This window comes from Nesiotobacter zosterae (genome assembly GCF_033843645.1).
Taxonomy (GTDB): Bacteria; Pseudomonadota; Alphaproteobacteria; order Rhizobiales; family Stappiaceae; genus Pseudovibrio; species Pseudovibrio zosterae.
This window is the reverse complement of the sequence record NZ_JAWXVZ010000005.1, coordinates 239,230-260,213: the sequence shown is the minus strand read 5'-3', so window position 1 is coordinate 260,213 and position 20,984 is coordinate 239,230. Positions and strand designations below refer to the sequence as shown.

Here is a 20,984-nt window from a genome sequence, read left to right as displayed (position 1 = left end):
TCCAGAGTTTCGTCAAAATCGCGCAGCGGCTTACCCTTCCCAGCTGTTCAGGAGACTGGATCATAGGTTGCATAAAACGCCATGCGCAATTGGGAAGGATACAGCGCGACAATGAGGCCACTTGCCCTGCCATCGCGCCTTTGAGTGGCAACCAGGCCCCGGAGAGGAAGAATGCGCCCTCTCCGCCTGAGCCAACGGTGCCATCAAAAACTGAGTCAGAGTTTTTCGATGGCGATGCGGGTATCGTGGAAGGCCATGCCACCAAACGGCGCGACCTGATCGGCTCCGGTCAAGGTGTTGATGCCGTTCCCATTGATGAAGCTCTTGTTGGGCCACAAGCCTTCGGAGACAACGGTGCCTTTTCGCACCCGCTCGCCGATTTCCGCGTGGAGGTGAACTTCGCCCCGAGCGTTCTTGAGCGCAATCACGTCGCCATCGGTAACGCCCAGCGCGGCGGCATCATCTGCATGCAACATAGCTACGGGTTGCCCTTCTTTCTTCAACGAAGACTCGGTTTCGTTGAAGCTTGAGTTGAGGAAGGAACGCGCCGGAGCTGTAACAAGGCGGTACGGCTCGCTGTCCGTGGCCTTTTCCGGGGTTTCCCAATAGTCCGGCAGGCTTGGAAGCTGTTGCCATGGGCCCATTGGCCCTACATTGGGCGCAGGAACGTTGACCCAATCCGGCTTGAAGCGGAATTTGCCGTCCGGATAGCCAAAGCCATTCAGGTAGTGGCTTTCTTCAAATTCGGGCTGGCAATCAATCCAGCGCTCCCTTTCGAGGCGCTCCAGCCCACCATATCCAGATGCATGCAGCATCCAATCTACGTGCTCACGTGCTGTCCAGGAATGGGCGTCCAGCGGGGCCCCCTCCAACCGATGGATCAGCTCATTGAGGAGATAAAGGTTCTCCCGCGCTTCACCCGGCGCTTCGATGATTTTTGGTCCAAACAGAATGCTTTGCTGGCCCCCTGCTTTATAGATGTCGTCATGCTCCAGAAACTGGGTTGCCGGTAGCACGATATCGGCCATCTCGGCGGTCTCTGTCATGAATTGCTCATGCACAACGGTGAAGAGGTCTTCACGGGCGAACCCCTTCTTCACCAGCTCCTGCTCCGGCGCTACTGACATGGGGTTGGTGTTTTGAATGATCATGGCGGTGACGGGCGGACCACCCAGCAGCGCCTCTTCATCTCCATTCAGGATACGGCCCACCTGCCCCATATCGAGCTGGCGGATAGTGGGGTCTTTCAACTCATGACCTTCGATCTTCGAGTTGTTCAGCTTGAAGATGCCGCCATTGTTGTGGAACGCGCCGCCGCCTTCGTATTGGTAGTGACCACCCACAACGGCGATACAGGACGCGGCATGCATGGAGACAACGCCGTTTCGGGATCGGGTAAAGCCGTAGCCTAGGCGGAAGAAGGTGCGCTGCGTAGTGCCAATGAGGTTGGCGAAGTCCTCGATCTCTTTAACGCTCAGGCCGGTGATCTTTGCCGCCCATTCGGGGCCACGGGACTGAAGGTGCGCTTCCAGCTCTTCCGGCACATCTGCGAATTTCGCCATGTAGTCCCGGTCGGCATGGCCATCACGGAACAGGACATGCATGACCGCGCAGGCCAGCGCTGCATCCGTGCCCGGTTTGATGATCAGGCCCATATCGGCCTGTTTCATGGTTTCCGTGCGGTAGACATCGACCACGGCGATCTTGGCACCACGGGTCTTGCGCGCCTTGATGGCATGGGTCATGACGTTGACCTGAGTGGCCACCGCGTTGGTGCCCCAGATGACAACAAAGTCGGAGAGCGCCATCTCGCGCGGGTCCGGCCCGGTCAGGCTGCCGGTTCCGGCGATGTATCCGGTCCACGCCATGTTGGTGCAAAACGTACCGTACATGCCCGAGTAGCCCTTGGCATGACGCAACCGGTTGATGCTGTCGCGCTGGACCAACCCCATGGTGCCTGCATAATAGTAGGGCCAAACCGTTTGCGGGCCGTGCTTTTCTTCAGCTGCACGGAATTTCGCGGTGATCTCATCAAGCGCCTCATCCCATGAAATGCGCTCGAACTGGCCACTGCCTTTGGGCCCCGTGCGCCGAAGCGGATAAAGCAGCCGATCCGGATGGTGAATACGCTCCGAATAGCGCGCCACCTTGGCGCAGATGACACCGGCCGTATAGGTGTTGTCCTTGGCACCGAACAGGCGCTTGACGCGGCCTTCCGGGCTGAGCTCAACCTCTACAGCACAGGTAGATGGGCAATCATGCGGACACGCAGAAAACTTGCGTGGTGGCTTAACGGCTTTGTTCATCAAACGCTACTTGTATCTATTTTTCCCGATATGGTGGCGACTTTAGTCAAGGAGCAGCGCTCGCACAACACCATAGGCTGCTGCAATTTGAAGAAGTGCGAAAGCAAAACGCCGATCACGCCGGTTTGATCGGCTTCCCCGGCCAGGGACCGTTCCTGACCTGCATCTGGCTCCTCAGAAAACCGGCGCATAGAGCACCGGTCAGCCTCTATGTTACAGGGCCACACGATTTGTGATTTGCCAAGCCGGCTTTCAAACGTTCAATACACGTGTGTTTTGGTTACTGGCCAGAGGATCTTATGGACTTCATTCCCAATCCCGCAACGCTCGCGGCCTTTTCTCTGGCGGGCATTCTTTTGGCCCTGACACCTGGGCCGGACATGATGCTGTTCCTCAGCAAGACGCTGACACAGAACAAGCGCGCGGGCGTTGCCGCCATCTTGGGCGCGTCGTCAGGTGTTGTGGTTCACTCGCTGGCCGCGGCCCTAGGACTGTCAGCGCTGATGGCCGCTTCTGCTACTGCGTTTACGGTGCTGAAGTACATTGGGGCGGCGTATCTGGTCTATCTGGCAGTGGCGGCAGTGCGCAGTGGAACCGGTCTTTCGCTGGACCGCTCTGCACGGCCACCTGAGCCTTTGATGAAGACCTACCTTCAAGGGCTCACCATCAACCTGCTGAACCCGAAGATCATCCTGTTCTTCGTGACGTTCCTGCCCCAGTTCATTTCCGTTGGGGACCCCAACGCGACTGGAAAGCTCCTGTTTCTGGGCCTTTATTTCCTGTGTCTTGGGTTGCCCTGTTGTCTTTTGATGGTTCTTTGTGCCGACCGCATTGCCAAGCGCCTGAAATCTTCCCCCAAGGCCATGCGGGTGTTTGACTGGGCCTTTGCCGGGCTTATGGGCGGCTTTGCCCTGAAGCTGCTCACGGCGCGGGCTATTGCGAGTTGACGGCCTGCGGGCTTGTCTTCCACCTTACCCAAAGAAAAAGGAGCTGACAGTGCTGCCAGCTCCTCGCATTTTCGTTTCCGCCAGAGCGGAGGCTGATTAGCCTACGATTTCGGTCTCGGAGAACCAGTATGCGATTTCTTCAGCTGCTGTTTCTGGAGCGTCAGAACCGTGTACGGAGTTTTCACCCAGAGACAGGGCAAATTCCTTGCGGATGGTGCCTTCAGCTGCTTCTGCCGGATTGGTTGCGCCCATGACTTCGCGGTTCTTCGCGATTGCGTTTTCGCCTTCCAGAACCTGAACGATGGTTGGGCCGGAGGACATGAACTCGGTCAGTTCGCCAAAGAACGGACGCTCATTATGCACAGCGTAGAAGCCTTCTGCCTGCTTCAGGGACATCCATACGCGCTTGGACGCAACAACGCGCAGACCAGCTTCTTCAAGCTTGGCGGTGATTGCACCGGTCAGATTGCGCTTGGTTGCATCTGGCTTGATCATGGAAAAAGTACGTTCGATGGCCATTTTATCCTGCCTGTAGGTTTAGCTGATAACTGAGGACAGCTCTTGTGCAGCTATGCTCCCCGCAAAGAGCCCTTGCTGGAAATAATTTTCCAGTACTCGGGGCGGATATAGCGACAAACTACGTGTTTTTGCAAGTGCCGAGGCACGTAGAATCCCGAGATATGATTGCGCTGCAACGAAAAACCCTAGGAAACGCTCGGGCAGCAACAACTTAAGTATTCCCGCCAAGATCCGTAGCGTCCTTTAAATTTTTATAATGCGAATACCACAGGGCCTCAGATTTGATTCCGGTCAATTCGCGAGAGCCGTTTTCCGGTGATGATAAGTTAACCCGCACACTGAAAGGATTTGCAGAATGAAAGCTGCCTTTGTCATGTTCGCCGCTTATAACCAGTGGGCGAACAACCTTCTCCTGGAAGAATGTGCCCAGCTTGATGAGGCGGACTATCACCGTGATCTGGGAGTTTACTTCAACTCGATCCACGGCACGCTTGACCACCAGCTTGTTGCAGACCGTTTGTGGCTTTATCGCTTTACCGGCGAAGGGGAAGCCTATGACAGTCTGGACGACACGCTGACCGGTGGCTTTGCGGACCTGCGCGAAAAGCGCAAGCTCATGGATGAGCGCATCATCTCGGTCATCGACCGGATGCAGGAGCGCGACTTCATGCGCACGCTGATCTATCGCACCGTGCGCAAGCCTCTTGTGATGCAGCAGCCCCTGGGGGCGGCGCTGTTCCACTTCTTCAACCATCAGACCCACCACCGCGGCCAGGTTCATGGCATGCTGACCCAGCTGGGCCGCACGCCCGAGGCGGTGGACATGATCTACTTCCAGCGCGAAACCGGCCTTGGCATGGCGCGCGAGGAGGACATGGTGCGCCCTTGAGCGGCCTGCCATTCTTTAAAAACCTGACCTGACCTTCCAAAACCCTGCCCGCCTTGGCAGGGTTTTTCTTGTTTTAAAAGGAACAGTGCCGGCCAAAGTGCGGGATGACGATTGGCGTGTGTGGTGCGCCAAGAACACAACACTGTCATCCCGGACAAGCGCAGCGTAGATCCGGGATCCAGCGCAAGGCGCGTGAGCACCGGCGAGCGCAGAACCCTAGCACCGGTCGCCTGTACTTGGGGTGACCGCCCTACTGGATCCCGCATCAAGTGCGGGATGACGGCGGGTGTGTGTGGTGAGGTTCACAAAGCTTGGGGTGTCATGGGTGCGCGGGGTTCGTTGGCGTTGCTGCGAGGAGAGTGAAAGCCTCTCCTGCCCTCGACCTACTCCAGCGTCATCCCGGACAAGCGCAGCGTAGATCCGGGATCCAGCGTAAAGAGCGTGAGTACTTGCGAGCCCAGAACCCAAGCACCGGTCGCCTTTACTTGGGGTGAGCGCCCGGCTGGATCCCGCATCAAGTGCGGGAAGACGGTGGGGGTGAGCGGTGCGCCAAGAAAACAACACTGTCATCCCGGACAAGCGCAGCGCAGATCCGGGATCCAGCGCAAGGAGCGTGAGCACTTGCGAGCCCAGAACCCATGCACCGGTCGCCTGTACTTGGGGTGAGCGCCCGGCTGGATCCCGCATCAAGTGCGGGATGACGGCGAGGGTGAGCGGTGCGCCAAGAAAACAACACTGTCATCCCGGACAAGCGCAGCGCGGATCCGGGATCCAGCGCAAGGAGCGTGAGCATTTGCGAACTCAGAACCTCAAGCACCGGTCGCCTGTACTTGGGGTGAGCGCCCGGCTGGATCCCGCATCAAGTGCGGGATGACGGCGGGGGTGAGAGGTGAGTGTGGTGAGGTTCACAAAGCGTGGGGTGTCATGGGTGCGGGTGGCATAGGTGCGAGGGGTTCGCGGGCGTTGCTGAAAGGAGAGTAAAAGTCCCTCCTGCCCTCGACCTACTCCGGCGTCATCCCGGACAAGCGCAGCGTAGATCCGGGATCCAGCGAAGAAAGCGTGAGCATTTGCGAGCCCAGAACCCATGCACCGGTCGCCTGTACTTGGGGTGAGCGCCCGGCTGGATCCCGCATCAAGTGCGGGATGACGGCGGGGTGTGTGGTGCGCCAAGAACACAACACTGTCATCCCGGACAAGCGCAGCGCGGATCCGGGATCCAGCGCAAGGAGCGTGAGCATTTGCGAACTCAGAACCCAAGTACGGGTCGCCTGTACTTGGGGTGAGCGTCCTTCTGGATCCCGCATCAAGTGCGGGATGACGGCGGGTGTGTGTGGTGCGCCAAGAACACAAAACTGTCATCCCGGACAAGCGCAGCGCAGATCCGGGATCCAGCGCAAGGAGCGTGAGCACTTGCGAACTCAGAACCTCAAGCACCGGTCGTCTGTACTTGGGGTGAGCGTCCTTCTGGATCCCGCATCAAGTGCGGGATGACGGCGGGGTGTGTGGTGCGCCAAGAACACAACACTGTCATCCCGGACAAGGCGAACGCATGTGAGGCGTAGATCCGGGATCCAGCGCAAGGAGCGTGAGCATTTGCGAACTCAGAACCCAAGTACCGGTCGCCTGTACTTGGGGTGAGCGTCCTTCTGGATCCCGCATCAAGTGCGGGATGACGGCGGGTGTGTGTGGTGGGTGTGGTGAGGTTCACAGGCGCGGGGTGTGTGGTAAGTGCGGTGGGCGTGTGCGGTGGGAGTGTGTGGTGAGTGCGGTGGGGGTGAGAGGTGCGGCGGGCAACGGGGTGGTTCTTGTGGCGGTGAAAATCTGAGCTGCGTGGATTTATACCCTTGTGTTTGCAAAAGAACGGCGGCAAACAGACCGGCATGTTACAGATTTCGAACCTTACATACCGCATTGCCGGCCGGCTGTTGATTGACAACGCCAGTGTGACCATTCCTTCGGGCGCAAAGACAGGCCTTGTGGGCCGCAACGGCGTGGGCAAGTCGACCTTGTTCAAGCTTTTGTGCGGTGAGATTTCCTCTGAAAGCGGTGATGTGCAGATGCCGCGCAAGGCGCGCATTGGCCAGGTGGCGCAGGAAGCGCCGGGCACGCAGGACACGCTTTTGGAAGTGGTGCTGGCTGCTGATACGGAACGCACCGCGCTTCTTTCGGAAGCGGAAACAGCGACAGACCCGCATCGCATCGCGGAGATCCATACCCGCCTTGCCGACATTGATAGCCATAGCGCAGAAGCGCGCGCCTCGGCCATTTTGCACGGCTTGGGCTTCAGCTTTGAAGAGCAGCAACAGCCCTGCGCCAACTTTTCTGGCGGGTGGCGGATGCGTGTGGCGCTGGCAGCGCTGCTGTTTTCTCAGCCTGATCTCTTGCTGCTGGACGAGCCGACCAACTATCTCGACCTTGAAGGGACGCTGTGGCTTGAAACCTACATCGCCCGCTATCCCTACCAAGTGGTGCTGATCAGCCACGACCGCGACCTGCTCAACAAGGCCGTGGACAGCATCGTCCATATGGATCAAGGCAAGCTGACCTTCTATCGCGGCGGCTATGACAGCTTTGACCGCCAGCGCCGCGAGACCATCATCTTGCAGAAAAAAGCGCAGGAAAAGCAGGAGAAGGAACGCAAGCACATTCAAAGCTTCGTGGACCGGTTCCGCTACAAGGCTTCCAAAGCCCGTCAGGCGCAGTCGCGGCTTAAGATGCTGGAAAAGATGCAGCCCATCTCCGTGCTGGATGAAAGCTCGGGCCTGCCAATCCGCATTCCGAAGCCGGATACGCAGCTTTCGCCGCCAATCATCAAGCTGGAAAGCGCCTCGGTTGGCTATGACGACAAGACCGTGCTGTCACGCCTGAACCTGAACATCGACCATGATGATCGGATCGCGCTGTTGGGGGCCAACGGCAATGGCAAGTCCACCTTCGCCAAGCTGATTGCCGGACGTCTGGCGCTGCAAGGCGGAGACATGGTGCAAAGCGCCAAGCTGAGCACAGCCTTCTTTGCCCAGCACCAGCTCGACGACTTGATGCCCAATGAAAACCCCATTGAACATGTGCGCCGCCTGATGCCGGAAGCACCGGAGTCCAAGATCCGCGCCCGTGTTGATGGGTTTGGCCTGCCAACCGACCGGATGCTGACCCCTGCCAAAGACCTTTCCGGGGGTGAAAAAGCCCGCCTGCTCTTGGGGCTGGCCACCTTTTACGGTCCGAACCTTGTGATCCTCGATGAGCCGACCAACCACCTTGACATCGATAGCCGCGAGGCGCTGGTGCACGCCATCAATGACTATGAGGGTGCGGTGATCCTGATCAGCCACGACAGGCACCTGGTTGAGGCCTGCGCGGACCGCTTGTGGCTGGTGGCTGATGGCACCGTGCGCAACTTCGACGGCGATATGGCCGACTATCGGCGCTACATTCTGCAAGGCGACGCCTCCCCCGCCAAGGATGACAGCAAGGCGGAAGAGAAAAAAGGCTCTGCCAGCGACCGCCGCCGGGAGGCTGCAGAAAAGCGCGCTCAGCTTGCTCCGCTGAAGAAGAAGATCACGGCTGCGGAAAAAGACATGGAGAAGCTGCAGCAACAGATCGAGAAGCTGGACGGCCTGCTCGCGGACCCGGAGATCTACACCAAGGCTCCCGACAAGGCGACGGACTACGCCAAGAAGCGTGCCGATACGGTCAAGCTGTTGGCAGAGACAGAAGAAAACTGGCTCATGCTGTCAGACGAGTATGAACAAGCAAGCGCTGAAGGGTAACACACCCTTCTCCGCTTGGGCTGGAACGGGCGTGCCCTTGTGCACATGAATGGGAATGGGCAACGCAGATGAAGCAAAACATCATGCACATTGCATTGGTGGTCGACGACTACGACGAGGCCCTCGATTTCTATGTGAACAAGCTCCAGTTCGAACTCATTGAAGACACGTACCAACCGGAACAGGACAAACGCTGGGTTGTGGTGGCCCCGCCGGGCTCTCACGGCGCGACCTTGCTTCTGGCAAAGGCGTCCAAGCCAGAACAGCGCCCGTTTGTCGGCAATCAAGCCGGTGGGCGGGTCTTTCTGTTTCTGAGTACGGATAACTTTTGGCGCGATTACGAGCGGATGAAATCCCTCGGCATCAAGTTCACTCGCGATCCAAAGACGCAGGACTATGGCACTGTTGCCGTCTTTGAGGACCTCTATGGCAACCTATGGGACCTTCTGCAGTTCAACCCGGAACACCCGATGGCAACAAGATAGGGCCAAAGCCCTTTTCGCCATGACCGGCAAAAGCGGATCTGATGCTGGGAGTGGCGGCGCGCCGCCCTGCCTCCAACGGGCTTTTGCAAATACTTTTCAATTACTTACATAGTTTTAATCATCGTTCGATTCAGCTGCTTCACAGAATGAGTCAACAGGCTCAGAAACAGAATCCAGTCAGTGCCCTCAGGGCAATGGCTAAGCCTCGCGCCTAGCTGGAAGACGCGGGCTTTTCATAGATCAGGAAAGAGTGAGGGATCTGGCGTCCATCCGGACGCGTTTCCGTGTAGTCCTGCCGGATATGCAACTTTAAGTCTACCTCAGAAAACGCTGATAACTCTGAGTCAAGCAACGGCCACGGCGGTCCGCTACGTTCCGCTTCAGTGGTGGTGCGTTGCAAGACCAGCAAGGTTCCGCCCGGCTTGACCAACGAGGCAATGGCCTTGATCACGTCGGAGCGCTGCTCCGGAGCAATGGCCTGAATGGTGTAGCATTCATAGACCACATCAAAGGCTAGAATGAGATCCTCTGGAAGGGCGAAAAGATCCTCGACACGATAGGCCACCGGGCTGTTCGGGAACCGCTTTTTTGCCCATTCGATGGCTTTTGGGGATACGTCAAACGCGGTTGTTTCATACCCTGCGCCGGCCAGAGCTTCTGCGTTGTCACCAAGTCCACACCCCACATCCAAAGCAGTCTTACCGCGCCCCGGATGGGAGTCGAGCCACTTCAAAATGGGTGCCTTGGGGCGCAGCTCCGCCCAAGGCACCTGCCCGGCATCTCCCGCTGCCGTTTCATAAACGGCATCAAACCAATTCTTGCGGGTCTCCCAATCGCCATCTCCGGTGCCCCCGGGAATAGCATCATGCCGCGTCCGCAAAGCCTCACGCTCCGCTCGAAGGTGCTCAGGTGTTTTTGCCCGGCTCATCCCTTGCGCTCCCAGCCCCCATTTTGTGTTTGTGCCCAGTAGGTCAGCTCATGATCGGTCTTTTTTACCTCGACCCAAAGCTTTCGGGCCTCCTGAAGGGCTTCCGGATCATTGCCATCGAACATGTATACCACACGGGTATAGCCGGAAGGATCGGGCATTGGCGCGCGGTCTACCACGAACCGGACAATGGCATCATTCGGATTGTCGTTTTCTGTGGTCAGGTAGATTGGCTGAGCTTCCTCAAAACCATCTTTCTTGGTTCCATGGGGCAGAAAAGCGTCGTCCGAATACGTCCACAGATGGGCATCAATGGCTTCGCAGCGCTCTTGAGAGCCGAACTGAATGGTTACTGCCCAGTCGCGCTCAATGCACTTTTGCAGCATTTGCGGCAGCGCCTTTTCAAGCGGGAACAGCGAGAGTTGATAGAATAGCACTTCGCTCATGGGACCATCCGGAGTTACGAGTCATGTCTTGCGAGAACAATGTGGTCCTACCATCCTGACGGGCAACAGCACCACATTTCCGCCACGGACCGGGGAGTTATCCAGAAACGACTGGGGCGCACCGTCGAAGTCTCGTTGATAATAGTGTGATCCACTGCTTTGAGACTGGACTTTCCGTCATGCTCGCTTCAATTAACAGTGCTTAAAGAAAACCACTGAATTATCAATGCATGATTCATCCGGAGAGCTGACTACAGTGTCTCTGGATATAGTCCCTTTTTGAGTGCAAGAGGCGCCTAATGCTGTCGCGTATCGTCCTGTTTTTTGTTTTGGTGTGTGGCCTGGTTGGAGTAACGGCGGCCGTTGGCGCCATGCTCCCAGAAAACCAGAGCATCTGTCAGGATTATCAGACCTGTTAAGCTCTCAAATCAAAGAGATTTTCAGGCATCGTGGCTGCCAGGCAGCCCTGAGAAATTCACGAAAAAGGCTGGTCGGTTTCCCGACCAGCCTTTTGTTTTAGCTGTTCTCGTAGTGGTCTTTGACCAGCTTGTCGAGAAGACGTACGCCGAAGCCGGAGGCCCAGCCCTGGCTGATGGCGTTCTTGTTGGAGCCCATGGCGGTGCCCGCAACGTCCAAATGCGCCCATGTGGTTTCATTGGTGAAACGCTGCAGGAACTGGGCTGCCGTTGTTGCACCGGCAAAACGGCTGCCACCGGTGTTGCGCATGTCGGCGTTCGGCGTATCGATCATCTTGTCGTACTCCTTGCCGAGAGGCAGGCGCCAGACCTTCTCATCGGTAAACTCACCCGCCTTGTGAATGCGCTCTGCCAACTCATCATCGTTGGAGAACAGGCCTGCGCGGTGGGTGCCCAGTGCAACGAGGCAGGCCCCGGTCAGGGTTGCCAGATCGATGATGAAGCTCGGCTTGAAGCGGTCTTGCGTGTACCAGATCGCGTCTGCCAGAACGAGGCGGCCTTCGGCGTCTGTGTTCAGGATCTCAATGGTCTGACCAGACATGGAGGTGACGATGTCGCCCGGACGCTGTGCATTGCCGTCTGGCATGTTTTCCACCAGGCCCAGAACACCGATTACGTTGACCGGTGCCTTGCGCGCGGCAAGCGCATGCATGAGGCCGATTACCGCGGCTGCGCCGCCCATGTCGCCCTTCATATCTTCCATGCCAGCACCTGGCTTGAGTGAAATGCCGCCGGTGTCGAAGACAACGCCCTTACCGACGAAAGCGATTGGAGTATCACCGTCCTTGCCGCCGTTCCACTTCATGATGGCAAGGCGAGATGGGCGGCGGGAACCCTGCCCCACACCGAGAAGAGCGTGCATGCCGAGCTTTTCCATCTGCTCAACATCCAGAACTTCGGTTTCGACACCAAGAGCGCCAAGATCGACAGCCTTTTGCGCGAACTCAACCGGGCCAAGCGCGTTTGGCGGCAGGTCCACCAGCTCGCGCGCCAGCAGGACACCGCCCGCAACAGCTTCAGCTTCTTTCCATGCTGCGGCAGCTTCGGCCTCAAAACCACACTGAATGGTGAGTGACAGCGCCCAGTCAGCGTTGTTTTCCTCTTCCTTCTTGGTGGTCTTGTAAGCATCAAACACATAGCCGCGCAGGAAACCGCCCTGCGCAAACGCTGCAAGCGTCTCTGCGGAGGCGTCTGGCGCATCAAAACGCAGCTCAGCCTTTTCGATCTTGAGGGATTTCAGCTTCCCCACCAGTTCGCCGCCAAGGTTGCGCCAATCGGATTCTTCCAGCTCAGCTGCATCACCAAGACCGACCACGATGACGCGGTCCACTGCACTGTCTTCTGGTGCGATGACATCAAGGAAAGACGACTTCTTGCCTTCAAACTCGGAGATTTTTGCAGCACGCTCGATGAATGCTGCGTCCCCACCCACCATATCAACGGCTTGATCAGAGAGCTTGTTCTCTTTTTCCGCAAAAATGACAGCGACGGCTTCGGAGGGTTTGCCCAAACCACTGATTCTAATGGACGGTAGAGTTGCCATTGGATCCTTCTTTCTTCCGTGATTGTTGGATTGGTCTTTTAGGAAAGGTAGCACTCATGTGGAGGAGCGCTGTGAATTATGAAGAGACAATGGCCGCTAATGCGTTTGCTTTCAAGATCAGTCCAATAAATCTGAGAGTTTATGCATCAATTGATGGTTCGGAGCTATCTTGCCAAACGATCCGTGCTAAGAGAAACGACAACCAGAATGAGAAGCAGAGCCCTACGCGCCCGGTGCAATGAAAACGATTGAACGCTACATCCTGAGAAGAACGCTGGGTTCTTTTCTTGTTACATTGATCGCGATGACAGGCGTGGTTTGGTCCACTCAGGCTCTGCGTCAGCTCGATCTTGTAACCTCCAAGGGACAGACACTACTCCAGTTCTTCTACATCACCATGCTGGGCCTGCCATTTCTTGTGGTGATCGTTGCGCCGTTTGCCATGATCATTGCCATGATCATCGTGCTGAACGGCATGGCGCGGGACAGCGAGCTGATCGTGATCAATGCCTCTGGCGCGTCGCGCAGCCTCGTCTTGCGCCCGATCATGCTGTTCTCGCTGCTGATCGCCCTGCTGCTGGGGTTCTTCTCGACCTACCTTGCACCGACGAGCCGCGCCTTGATGCGCGATGAGATTACCAAGGTGCGCGTTGACCTGGTGGCAAACATCGTCAAACCCGGCCGTTTCATCGAAATTGAAGACGGGCTGACATTCCATATTCGCAACCGCTCCGGTGATGGCATTCTGGAAGGCCTGCTGTTGAGTGATGAGCGCGAACAGGAAACAGGCTTTACCTACACCGCAGAGCGCGGCCGGATCATTGAAGCGGCAGACAAGACCATTCTGGTGATGCTCGACGGGACCATTCAGCGCCGCCCGCAAGGCAGCAGCGACATCTCGATCGTGAGTTTTGAATCCTACGGCTTTGACTTGTCCAGCATGATCCCGGAGGCGCGCGAGCCCACCTACAAGGCCAGCGACCGCCCTACCCTAGAACTTTTGAACGCCGACCCTGACGATACCTACGCCCAGCGGCATTGGAACCGCCTGATCGTGGAGTTTCATGACCGCATGAGCCAGCCACTCTATCCGCTGGCATTCGGTCTGATCCTCTATGCATTTCTCGGCTCAGCAAAAACCACCCGTCAAAACCAAAGCATGTCGCTGCTTGGCGCTTTTGTGAGCTGCTTTGCCGTGCGCACACTTGGCTTTGGCGGCACAATGATTGTGAACTCTCAAGTGTCTCTTTTCCCTATACTCTATGCGATCCCGGTGATTGCGGCACTGCTCGCGGTCTGGTCAATTGTGTTTGGGCGCACACCTGCATGGCTGAGCGAGCTTTCTTTCAAGCTGGAGACCTTAATGGAGCGCATGAGAACCAAGCGCTTGGGGCGCCGGAAAGCAGAGAGTGGGGAGAGCGCCTGAAATGATGGCTGGCAAGACCCTCTCCGTTTACATTTCCCTGCGTTTTTTCAAATCGATTATCGGGCTGTTCCTGTTTTCAGCGGTGCTGATCTTTCTGTTCGACGTGCTGGAACTGGTGCGCCGCGGGAGCGATGACGACGCCTTCTCGTTGATGCGTGTAACCGCTATTTCGGCGCTGCGCGTCCCTCTTATTTTGGAACAAGTGCTGCCCTTTGCGGTGCTGTTCGGCTCCATCTGGGCATTCTTGAGCCTGTCGCGCAGTCTTGAGCTTGTGGTGGCGCGCGCCGCGGGCATTTCCGTGTGGCAGTTCACCATGCCAGCGATCCTGACCGGCATCTTTCTCGGGGTATTTGCGATCTGCGTTTACAACCCGGCGGCAGTGAAGCTGCAGGAAATGTCCGATGAGCTTGCAGCCGGCCTTTTTGGCGTGGAGCAGACCTATCTGATTCAAACCACTGGGGAAGTCTGGCTGCGGCAGGACGGGGCGGACGGCGAATCCGTTGTTCACGCCCGCCACATCATGGATCGCGGCGGCCGGTTGAACGGGGTAACCATCTTCGCCTTCGACCGCGATGGTGAGTTCGCAGAGAGAATCGAAGCCAGTACGGCGATTCTGGCCAATAACATGTGGCGGCTCAGCGATGTGACTGTGTTTAGAGTGGATAGTGATCCACAAATTTATGGCAGTTACACGTTAAGCACTTACCTTACGCCAACTGAGGTGCGGGAAAGCATTGCATCCCCTGAGTCAATCAGCTTCTGGAATCTGCCGAGGTTCATAGAACTCTCACAAAGAGCGGGACTTCCCGCCTATCGGTATGCACTTCAGTATCAGAGTCTGCTCGCCAAGCCGGTTCTTTTGGTGGCAATGATATTAATCGCTGCGGCGGTGTCGTTAAGAGTTTCGCGTTTTGGTGGAATTGGCCGTCTTATTGTGGGTGGCATTGTTGCAGGCTTCGTGCTTTACGTTGTATCTGAACTCTCTAGAGATTTAGGGGGCGCGGGTATCGTCCCTACAGAAGTAGCTGCGTGGGCACCTGGCGTATTTGGGGTACTTATGGGTTTTACGATCCTGTTGAATCAGGAGGATGGCTAATGGTGGCATTGCCATCCCTCCTAGGACAACGTCGTTCTGAAAAAGCGCGTGGGCGCAAGTTTGCCAGCTATCTGGCAGGTGTTTCTGCACTTGCTTTGGTGTGCGCAAATGCGACCGCATGGATGACGACGAATGCACACGCACAGGTTGATTTTGAGGGCGCAGTTTCTCAAAGCATCGACACCACGCAACCGATGCTGCTTGAAGCAAGCAATCTTCAATACGATTTCGACAATGACGTGATTACGGCCTCTGGCTCTGTAGACATCTATTTTGATGAATACACTCTGGAAGCGGACCGCGTTGTCTATAACCGCAAGACCGGCCGCTTCTCTGCCATTGGCAATGTGCGCATGACGGAGCCGGACGGTAATCTCATTCTGACCGATGAGCTGGAACTGAGCGATGATTTCCGCGAAGGTTTCATCCGTTCCCTGCGTATCGATACACCGCAGTTCACCCGTTTGATCGCACAGAGTGCCGAGCGCACGAATGCCAACGAGATCACACTGAACGACGGCGTTTACACGGTCTATACCAGCCCGGCCAAGCCTTCCCTCTGGCGCATCAAGTCAGCAAAGATCATCCATAACCGGCAGGAACAAACCATCTACTTTGAGGAAGCTTCCTTGGAGTTCTTGGGCAAGTCCATTGCCACCGTGCCCTTTCTGGAACTGCCTGACCCTTCAGTGAAACGGCGCTCTGGCTTCCTTTTCCCGGAAGTGGTGTTCAAGAGCCGCCTTGGGTATGGCGCGTCCATCCCTTACTACTGGGCGCTTGATCCGCATTATGATCTGACCACGACCCTCACCCCGCTTTCCAAGCAAGGTGCGCTTTTGCAGCTGGATTGGCGTCAGGAGACGCTGAACGGCGGCTACTCGATCTCGACAGGTGGCATCTATCAGGCTGATCCTGACGAGTTTGTCGGCTCCAGTGGTGACGAAGATTTCCGCTTCATCATCAACACGGAAGGTGCGTACGACCTGACGGATCGCTGGTCTGCCGGGTGGGATCTGACCTACGCCACCGACCGGGCGTTCCGCGAAGACTATTCGTTTGCGAAGTTTGGTTCTGCCTCGGAGGTCTCCAAGATCTATCTGAATGGCGTAACAGAGCGAAATCGCTTTGAAGCCAACGCTTACGCCTTCCAGGTTTCTCAGGAAGACAACCCGACCCCGAACGATCCAGCAAACCCGACGGCGCCGTTCTCCCCTGTTGATGATGACCTTCAGGAAAAGCAGCCCGTTGTGCATCCGGTCATCGATCACTCCGTGATCTTTGCGGATCCGATCCTGGGCGGTGAGCTTTCCTACACGGGCAACATCACCAGCTTGACCCGCAACACCACCGATGCGTTCTCAGTGAACAACAACAATCGGTTCCGCGGTGTTGAAGGTACATTCACACGCGCCAGCGCCAACATGACCTGGCGGCGCACGCTGATTGACCCGTTGGGACAGGTGTTTACCCCGTTTGCCTATGTGAAGACCAATCTCTACTTGATGGAATCTGCGGACAAGAACGTGACATCGCTCACGGATGACACCATCGCGTTCCGCGGGATGCCTGCGATTGGCCTTGAATACAAGTATCCGTTCATCGCGACCTTCAAGGGCGGCAATCAGGTGATTACACCAATTGCGCAGATCATCGTGCGCCCCGATGAACAAAAGATTGGTGAACTGCCAAACGAAGATGCGCAATCCATCGTGTTTGACGCCTCTACCCTGTTCGAATGGGACAAATTCTCCGGCTTTGATCGTGACGAAGGCGGCACGCGCGCCAACCTTGGCCTGCAGTACCGTCTGCAGTTTGACCAAGGCTCCTTCGTGAGCGCCACGTTCGGTAAGTCCATTCAGCTTGCCGGAGACAACTCCTATGAGATTCCGGATATCCTGGACGCAACGGGCGACTCCGGTCTTGAGACTGACCAGTCTGACTGGGTGACTGCGCTTTACTTTGATACCAATACGGGCTTCCGCATTGGCAGCAACGCACGCTTTGATGAAGATGACTTCTCTATTCAGCGTGCGGAAGTGACCGCAAGCGGTCGCTACGGCCCACTGTCTGCTGCCGTTGCCTATGCGTTCCTTGGTGAACGTCCTGATGCGGGTATCAATGAAGACCGCGAGGAACTTGTTGGTTCCACCAACCTGACCCTGCAGGAAAACTGGCGTCTGTTTGGTTCGGTGCGCTATGACTTGGTCAATAGTCAGGTGGTTCAGGACGCCGTCGGTATCGGTTATGACGATGAAGGCTTCTCGGTTTCCTTCTCCTATGGGGAAGACAGAAGCCGAAACAACGGTGAACCCGTTGAAAAGACCTTCTTCTTCCGGGTCGGATTGCGAACGATTGGCGATACGAGCCTATCCACTTCAAGTGAGTAGTGTTATAAGTTTCAAAGAGTTTGAGCGTGGCCATCTGAATGCCGCGCTCGCTTTTTAATGGTAACGCTCAACTGCCGCTGTCACCCGTTTACTTAACGTAGTCTGGTGAGGGCTTAATGCGACAAGGAAACGGGGCCGGTGCGATCCGGGTATCGAGCAGATATGAAAACTTCGCGACTTCCTGCAATTGTTCTTGCAACTTTTTTTCTCGCGCTTGTTGGCGCTTTTTCTGCTCCGGCGGAAGCGGCAACCCGCATTGAACTGGTGGTGAATGGCAAACCAATCACCAGCTACGATCTTACTCAACGGTCGCGCCTGATCGTCTTGACCACCCGCTCGTCTCAGAGCGTTGCCAAGCGCCGCGCCCGCAACGAGCTGATCGAAGAAGCCCTGAAAATGCAAGAAGCCGAACGGGTTGGCGTGTCGGTGAGCGATGCGGATGTAAACAGCGCGTTTGGTGATATCGCCCGCCGTGTGCGTTTGTCACCAAGCCAGTTCACGCAGGCCCTTGGCCAGAACGGCATCAATTCCAAGACCCTCAAGGACCGTTTGCGGTCAGAGTTGGCTTGGCGCGATGTTGTCATGCGCCGGTTCCGCGCCACCGTGCGGATCAACCAGTCTGACGTCATCGCAGCGCTGCGTGACCGCTCTCAAGACACGGAAAACACGACTGTAGAATATGACCTGCAGCGGGTGATCTTCGTGGTGCCTGAAAGTGCAAGCGCCAGCAAGCGGCGCGCCCGGCAGAGCGAAATGAACAAGCTACGCAGCCGTTTTACCTCTTGCAGCGAAGGCCTTCGCATTGCCGGTGGTTTGAAAGAGGTTGTTGTGCGCCCAATTGGCAAGCGCCTTGAAAACGACCTGTCGCCTGCGATGAAGAAGGAACTCGACAACATTTCCGTGGGCCGTTTGACAAAAGCTCAGGAAATTGAACAAGGTTACGAAATGATCGCCCTTTGCGACAAGCGCACGCTGCAGAGCGATGCGGCTGCCCGCAGTGAGGTTGAAGGCGAGCTTCGCAATGAAGAAGGTCAGCGTCTGGCACGCCGTTACCTGCATGAACTGCGCACCCGCGCGGTGATTGAAGACCGCTAAGAGGATAAAGGACTACTGAGATGCTGGCACCAGCCCGGGCCTTGGCCGTTACCATGGGAGAACCTTCAGGTATCGGACCAGAGATTACACTCATGGCTTGGGCTGAACGCTTGAAGCGAGATCTGCCAGTATTTTATGTAATCGCTGACCCGGAACTCCTTGAAACGCGCGCCAAACAGATTGGCCTGAAGGTCAAGATCAAGGTGTGCACACCGGAAGACGCTCACATTGTGTTTCACGATGCGCTGCCGGTGGTTCCGCTCTCGAAGTCTGTAAATGCGGTTGCGGGGGTACCTTCTTCCGCAAACGCGCAGATGGTGCTGGAATCCATTCGCACCTCTGTGGAGCACGTGCGCGATGGCCTGGCCTGCGCAGTCGCAACCAACCCGATTGCCAAGGAAGTGCTTTATCAAGCCGGGTTTGAACACCCGGGGCATACGGAGTACCTGGGCGCGCTTTCAGAAATGTTTGGCAAAGGCGCGCAGCAGCCGATCATGCTGCTGGCAGGCCCTGACCTGATGACCGTGCCCGTTACGCTGCACATTCCCCTGATCAAGATCTGGGATGTTCTTTCGCCTCAGCTCATCATCGATACCGCCCGCATTGTGGACCGTGACCTGAAGCGCCGGTTCCGTCTTGAGCGGCCGCGCATTGCGGTGGCTGGACTGAACCCACACGCTGGCGAAAACGGCACCATGGGGACTGAGGATCTGGAGATTATCGTTCCTGCCCTTGATAAATTGCGGGATGAAGGCGTTGACGTGCGCGGCCCTCTTCCAGCCGACACCTTGTTCCATGAAAGCGCCAGAGAAACCTACGACGTGGTGCTGGCCATGTATCACGATCAGGCGCTGATCCCCGTGAAGACATTGGCCTTCGACGACACGGTAAATGTAACGCTCGGCCTGCCTTTCGTGCGCACCTCACCGGACCATGGCACAGCCTTTGGTTTGGCCGGACATGGCACGGCCCGCCCGGACAGCCTGTCTGCGGCCATGCGCCTTGCCGTGGCTCTTAGTGAACCGGAATTGGTCTAAATGGCTCAAATTGATAACCTACCTCCGCTTCGCGATGTCATTCGCGAACACGGTCTTGATGCGCGCAAAGCGCTCGGCCAGAACTTCCTTCTCGATCTGAACCTCACCTCTCGCATTGCCCGCAGCGCTGGCAAACTGGAGGACGTGACCGTTCTGGAAGTAGGCCCCGGCCCCGGCGGTCTGACACGGGGCTTACTGGCGGCAGGCGCGAAAAAAGTGATTGCCGTTGAAAAGGACACCCGCTGCATCCCGGCCCTTCAGGAAATCAGCGATTACTATGATGGCCGTCTGGAAGTGATCGAGGGGGACGCATTAAAGATCGACCCCCGGGAGATCACCGAGGGGCCTATCAAGATCGTGGCCAACCTGCCGTACAACGTGGGCACACAGCTGCTTCTGAACTGGCTCACGGTGGACGAGTGGCCGCCCTACTGGGAATCTCTGACCTTGATGTTCCAGAAGGAAGTCGGCCAACGTATTGTGGCAGACCCCAGCTCCAAGGCTTATGGCCGTTTGGGCGTTCTGGCCAACTGGCGGTGCTATACGGATATTCTGTTCGATTTGAGCCCGCAGGCCTTTACCCCGCCGCCAAAGGTGACCTCCGCCGTTGTGCAGCTGCACCCGCGAGAAAAGCCGCTGGAGTGCCCCTTGAAGGCTTTGGAGACGGTAACGAACGCCGCATTTGGTCAGCGCCGCAAGATGCTGCGCGCCAGTCTCAAGTCTCTGCGCCCAGACGCGGAAGCACGCATTGAGGCAGCTGGAATCAAACCGACTGCGCGCGCTGAAGAGATCGATGTAGCAGGCTTCATCGCTCTGGCCCACGCTTTCAGCTAGGGTTCAACCCTTGGGTTAAGAATGCAAAAAGCGCCCCTTTCAAAGAGGCGCTTTTTTATTTTCTTTCAATGACTTGGACTACAACCTTAAGAGCCGGATTCAATGCGGCTGCGCAGGTCTTCCACCATACCGTCAATATGCGGTGCAATGCCCACGGCCCGTTCGCGGCGTAGACGTTCTGCCCGCAGGATGGCCCGAACACTCTCATAGGCTTTTTGAAGATCGTCATTGATGATGATGTAGTCGTACTTGGACCACGCGCTCATCTCGCCAACAGCGGTCTTCATGCGCTTCAAGATGACTTCTTCGCTGTCCTCACCGCGCTTGGAAAGACGCGCTTCCATTTCTGCAATGGACGGCGGCAGGATGAAGATGGAAATGACATCCGAGCGCATCTTGTCGTAGAGCTGGAAGGTACCTTTGACGTCGATATCGAAAAGCACATCCTGCCCTTTTTCAAGACAGTTTTCGACCAGACCGCGTGGGGTGCCATAATAGTTGCCGTGGACCTCGGCCCACTCCAGAAGCTGATCGGCTTCGATCATCTCCTTGAACTTGTCTTGGGACACGAAGTGATAGTCCACGCCGTCCACCTCCGTCGAGCGCTGTGGGCGCGTGGTTACGGAAACGGACAGAGTAAGATCCTTCTCCTCACCCAGCAGCATGCGGGCGATGGTGGACTTGCCTGCCCCTGAAGGTGAGGACAACACCAGCATGAGGCCACGGCGGGTGTCTTCAGCCTGCTGAGAAGATACTGTTGTGCCAGAGGCGCGCTCGGACATTCGGATACTCCGTCTATTCTT

General features: G+C 56.8%; 17 protein-coding genes. 10 read left to right on the top strand and 7 right to left on the bottom strand.

Annotated elements, in window-relative coordinates; all coding sequences use genetic code 11:
* Positions 1-215: 215 nt before the first annotated feature.
* A complete protein-coding gene (locus tag Q3Y58_RS09435) occupies positions 216-2,306 on the bottom strand; it encodes a molybdopterin-containing oxidoreductase family protein (RefSeq protein WP_319622041.1) in 2,091 nt (696 codons plus the stop codon).
* Positions 2,307-2,605: 299 nt separating this feature from the next.
* Between Q3Y58_RS09435 and Q3Y58_RS09430 the strand changes: the two genes are divergently transcribed.
* Complete coding sequence (locus tag Q3Y58_RS09430) at positions 2,606-3,253, top strand: LysE family translocator (protein ID WP_319622040.1); 648 nt, start codon at positions 2,606-2,608, stop codon at positions 3,251-3,253.
* A gap of 96 nt (positions 3,254-3,349) precedes the next feature.
* Here Q3Y58_RS09430 and ndk read toward each other — a convergent pair whose 3' ends face one another.
* Positions 3,350-3,772: a nucleoside-diphosphate kinase gene (ndk, locus tag Q3Y58_RS09425; protein ID WP_319622039.1), complete on the bottom strand. Its 423-nt coding sequence runs from the start codon at positions 3,770-3,772 to the stop codon at positions 3,350-3,352.
* 355 nt (positions 3,773-4,127) lie between these two features.
* Between ndk and Q3Y58_RS09420 the strand changes: the two genes are divergently transcribed.
* Positions 4,128-4,661: a DinB family protein gene (locus tag Q3Y58_RS09420; protein WP_274216983.1), complete on the top strand. Its 534-nt coding sequence runs from the start codon at positions 4,128-4,130 to the stop codon at positions 4,659-4,661.
* 1,001 nt (positions 4,662-5,662) lie between these two features.
* Here the strand turns inward: Q3Y58_RS09420 and Q3Y58_RS09415 are convergent.
* The gene (locus Q3Y58_RS09415) at positions 5,663-5,899 is read right to left on the bottom strand and encodes a hypothetical protein (RefSeq protein ID WP_319622038.1); all 237 of its coding nucleotides are present in this window, start codon (positions 5,897-5,899) and stop codon (positions 5,663-5,665) included.
* Positions 5,900-6,541: 642 nt separating this feature from the next.
* Between Q3Y58_RS09415 and Q3Y58_RS09410 the strand changes: the two genes are divergently transcribed.
* On the top strand, positions 6,542-8,428 hold the full coding sequence (locus tag Q3Y58_RS09410; RefSeq protein ID WP_319622037.1) for an ABC-F family ATP-binding cassette domain-containing protein: 1,887 nt from the start codon (positions 6,542-6,544) through the stop codon (positions 8,426-8,428).
* A 68-nt stretch (positions 8,429-8,496) separates the two neighbouring features.
* Positions 8,497-8,913 (top strand): VOC family protein, encoded by a 417-nt coding sequence (locus tag Q3Y58_RS09405; protein WP_319622036.1) that lies wholly within the window; start codon positions 8,497-8,499, stop codon positions 8,911-8,913.
* 211 nt (positions 8,914-9,124) lie between these two features.
* Here Q3Y58_RS09405 and Q3Y58_RS09400 read toward each other — a convergent pair whose 3' ends face one another.
* The 3 genes from Q3Y58_RS09400 to Q3Y58_RS09390 form a co-directional block, all read right to left on the bottom strand.
* Positions 9,125-9,841, bottom strand: a complete 717-nt coding sequence (locus Q3Y58_RS09400) for a class I SAM-dependent methyltransferase (RefSeq protein WP_319622035.1) — start codon at positions 9,839-9,841, stop codon at positions 9,125-9,127.
* A complete protein-coding gene (locus Q3Y58_RS09395; RefSeq protein WP_274216988.1) occupies positions 9,838-10,287 on the bottom strand; it encodes a DNA polymerase III subunit chi in 450 nt (149 codons plus the stop codon). The genes Q3Y58_RS09400 and Q3Y58_RS09395 overlap by 4 nt, the downstream gene beginning before the upstream one ends.
* A 516-nt stretch (positions 10,288-10,803) precedes the next feature.
* A complete protein-coding gene (locus Q3Y58_RS09390; RefSeq protein ID WP_319622034.1) occupies positions 10,804-12,306 on the bottom strand; it encodes a leucyl aminopeptidase in 1,503 nt (500 codons plus the stop codon).
* A gap of 238 nt (positions 12,307-12,544) precedes the next feature.
* On the opposite strand from Q3Y58_RS09390, the gene lptF reads away from it, so the two are divergent.
* From lptF to rsmA, 6 genes are all read left to right on the top strand, one after another.
* Positions 12,545-13,732: an LPS export ABC transporter permease LptF gene (lptF, locus tag Q3Y58_RS09385; RefSeq protein ID WP_319622033.1), complete on the top strand. Its 1,188-nt coding sequence runs from the start codon at positions 12,545-12,547 to the stop codon at positions 13,730-13,732.
* A 1-nt stretch (position 13,733) separates the two neighbouring features.
* Positions 13,734-14,828: an LPS export ABC transporter permease LptG gene (lptG, locus tag Q3Y58_RS09380; protein WP_274216991.1), complete on the top strand. Its 1,095-nt coding sequence runs from the start codon at positions 13,734-13,736 to the stop codon at positions 14,826-14,828.
* Positions 14,828-17,215, top strand: a complete 2,388-nt coding sequence (locus tag Q3Y58_RS09375; RefSeq protein ID WP_319622032.1) for an LPS-assembly protein LptD — start codon at positions 14,828-14,830, stop codon at positions 17,213-17,215. Before lptG ends, Q3Y58_RS09375 begins: the two co-directional genes overlap by 1 nt.
* 162 nt (positions 17,216-17,377) lie before the next feature.
* Positions 17,378-18,310 carry a SurA N-terminal domain-containing protein gene (locus Q3Y58_RS09370; protein ID WP_274216993.1) on the top strand — a complete coding sequence of 311 codons (933 nt, stop codon included), beginning with the start codon at positions 17,378-17,380 and terminating at the stop codon, positions 18,308-18,310.
* Between the two features lie 20 nt (positions 18,311-18,330).
* Positions 18,331-19,347 carry a 4-hydroxythreonine-4-phosphate dehydrogenase PdxA gene (gene pdxA, locus Q3Y58_RS09365; protein WP_319622031.1) on the top strand — a complete coding sequence of 339 codons (1,017 nt, stop codon included), beginning with the start codon at positions 18,331-18,333 and terminating at the stop codon, positions 19,345-19,347.
* Entirely contained in the window at positions 19,348-20,181 is an 834-nt protein-coding gene (gene rsmA / locus Q3Y58_RS09360) for a 16S rRNA (adenine(1518)-N(6)/adenine(1519)-N(6))-dimethyltransferase RsmA (protein WP_319622030.1), read from the top strand.
* An 86-nt stretch (positions 20,182-20,267) separates the two neighbouring features.
* On the opposite strand, the gene gmk is transcribed toward rsmA, so the two are convergent.
* Positions 20,268-20,963, bottom strand: a complete 696-nt coding sequence (gene gmk / locus Q3Y58_RS09355; RefSeq protein WP_274216996.1) for a guanylate kinase — start codon at positions 20,961-20,963, stop codon at positions 20,268-20,270.
* Positions 20,964-20,984 lie beyond the last annotated feature (21 nt).

Coding starts and splice junctions, on each gene's coding strand:
- lptF (WP_319622033.1), top strand. CDS start 12,545: ATGAAAACGATTGAACGCTACATCCTGAGAAGAACGCTGGGTTCTTTT.
- rsmA (WP_319622030.1), top strand. CDS start 19,348: ATGGCTCAAATTGATAACCTACCTCCGCTTCGCGATGTCATTCGCGAA.
- Q3Y58_RS09375 (WP_319622032.1), top strand. CDS start 14,828: ATGGTGGCATTGCCATCCCTCCTAGGACAACGTCGTTCTGAAAAAGCG.
- Q3Y58_RS09430 (WP_319622040.1), top strand. CDS start 2,606: ATGGACTTCATTCCCAATCCCGCAACGCTCGCGGCCTTTTCTCTGGCG.
- gmk (WP_274216996.1), bottom strand. CDS start 20,963: ATGTCCGAGCGCGCCTCTGGCACAACAGTATCTTCTCAGCAGGCTGAA.
- Q3Y58_RS09395 (WP_274216988.1), bottom strand. CDS start 10,287: ATGAGCGAAGTGCTATTCTATCAACTCTCGCTGTTCCCGCTTGAAAAG.
- lptG (WP_274216991.1), top strand. CDS start 13,734: ATGATGGCTGGCAAGACCCTCTCCGTTTACATTTCCCTGCGTTTTTTC.
- Q3Y58_RS09370 (WP_274216993.1), top strand. CDS start 17,378: ATGAAAACTTCGCGACTTCCTGCAATTGTTCTTGCAACTTTTTTTCTC.
- Q3Y58_RS09405 (WP_319622036.1), top strand. CDS start 8,497: ATGAAGCAAAACATCATGCACATTGCATTGGTGGTCGACGACTACGAC.
- Q3Y58_RS09390 (WP_319622034.1), bottom strand. CDS start 12,306: ATGGCAACTCTACCGTCCATTAGAATCAGTGGTTTGGGCAAACCCTCC.
- pdxA (WP_319622031.1), top strand. CDS start 18,331: ATGCTGGCACCAGCCCGGGCCTTGGCCGTTACCATGGGAGAACCTTCA.
- Q3Y58_RS09435 (WP_319622041.1), bottom strand. CDS start 2,306: ATGAACAAAGCCGTTAAGCCACCACGCAAGTTTTCTGCGTGTCCGCAT.
- Q3Y58_RS09420 (WP_274216983.1), top strand. CDS start 4,128: ATGAAAGCTGCCTTTGTCATGTTCGCCGCTTATAACCAGTGGGCGAAC.
- ndk (WP_319622039.1), bottom strand. CDS start 3,772: ATGGCCATCGAACGTACTTTTTCCATGATCAAGCCAGATGCAACCAAG.
- Q3Y58_RS09410 (WP_319622037.1), top strand. CDS start 6,542: ATGTTACAGATTTCGAACCTTACATACCGCATTGCCGGCCGGCTGTTG.
- Q3Y58_RS09400 (WP_319622035.1), bottom strand. CDS start 9,841: ATGAGCCGGGCAAAAACACCTGAGCACCTTCGAGCGGAGCGTGAGGCT.
- Q3Y58_RS09415 (WP_319622038.1), bottom strand. CDS start 5,899: ATGCTCACGCTCCTTGCGCTGGATCCCGGATCCGCGCTGCGCTTGTCC.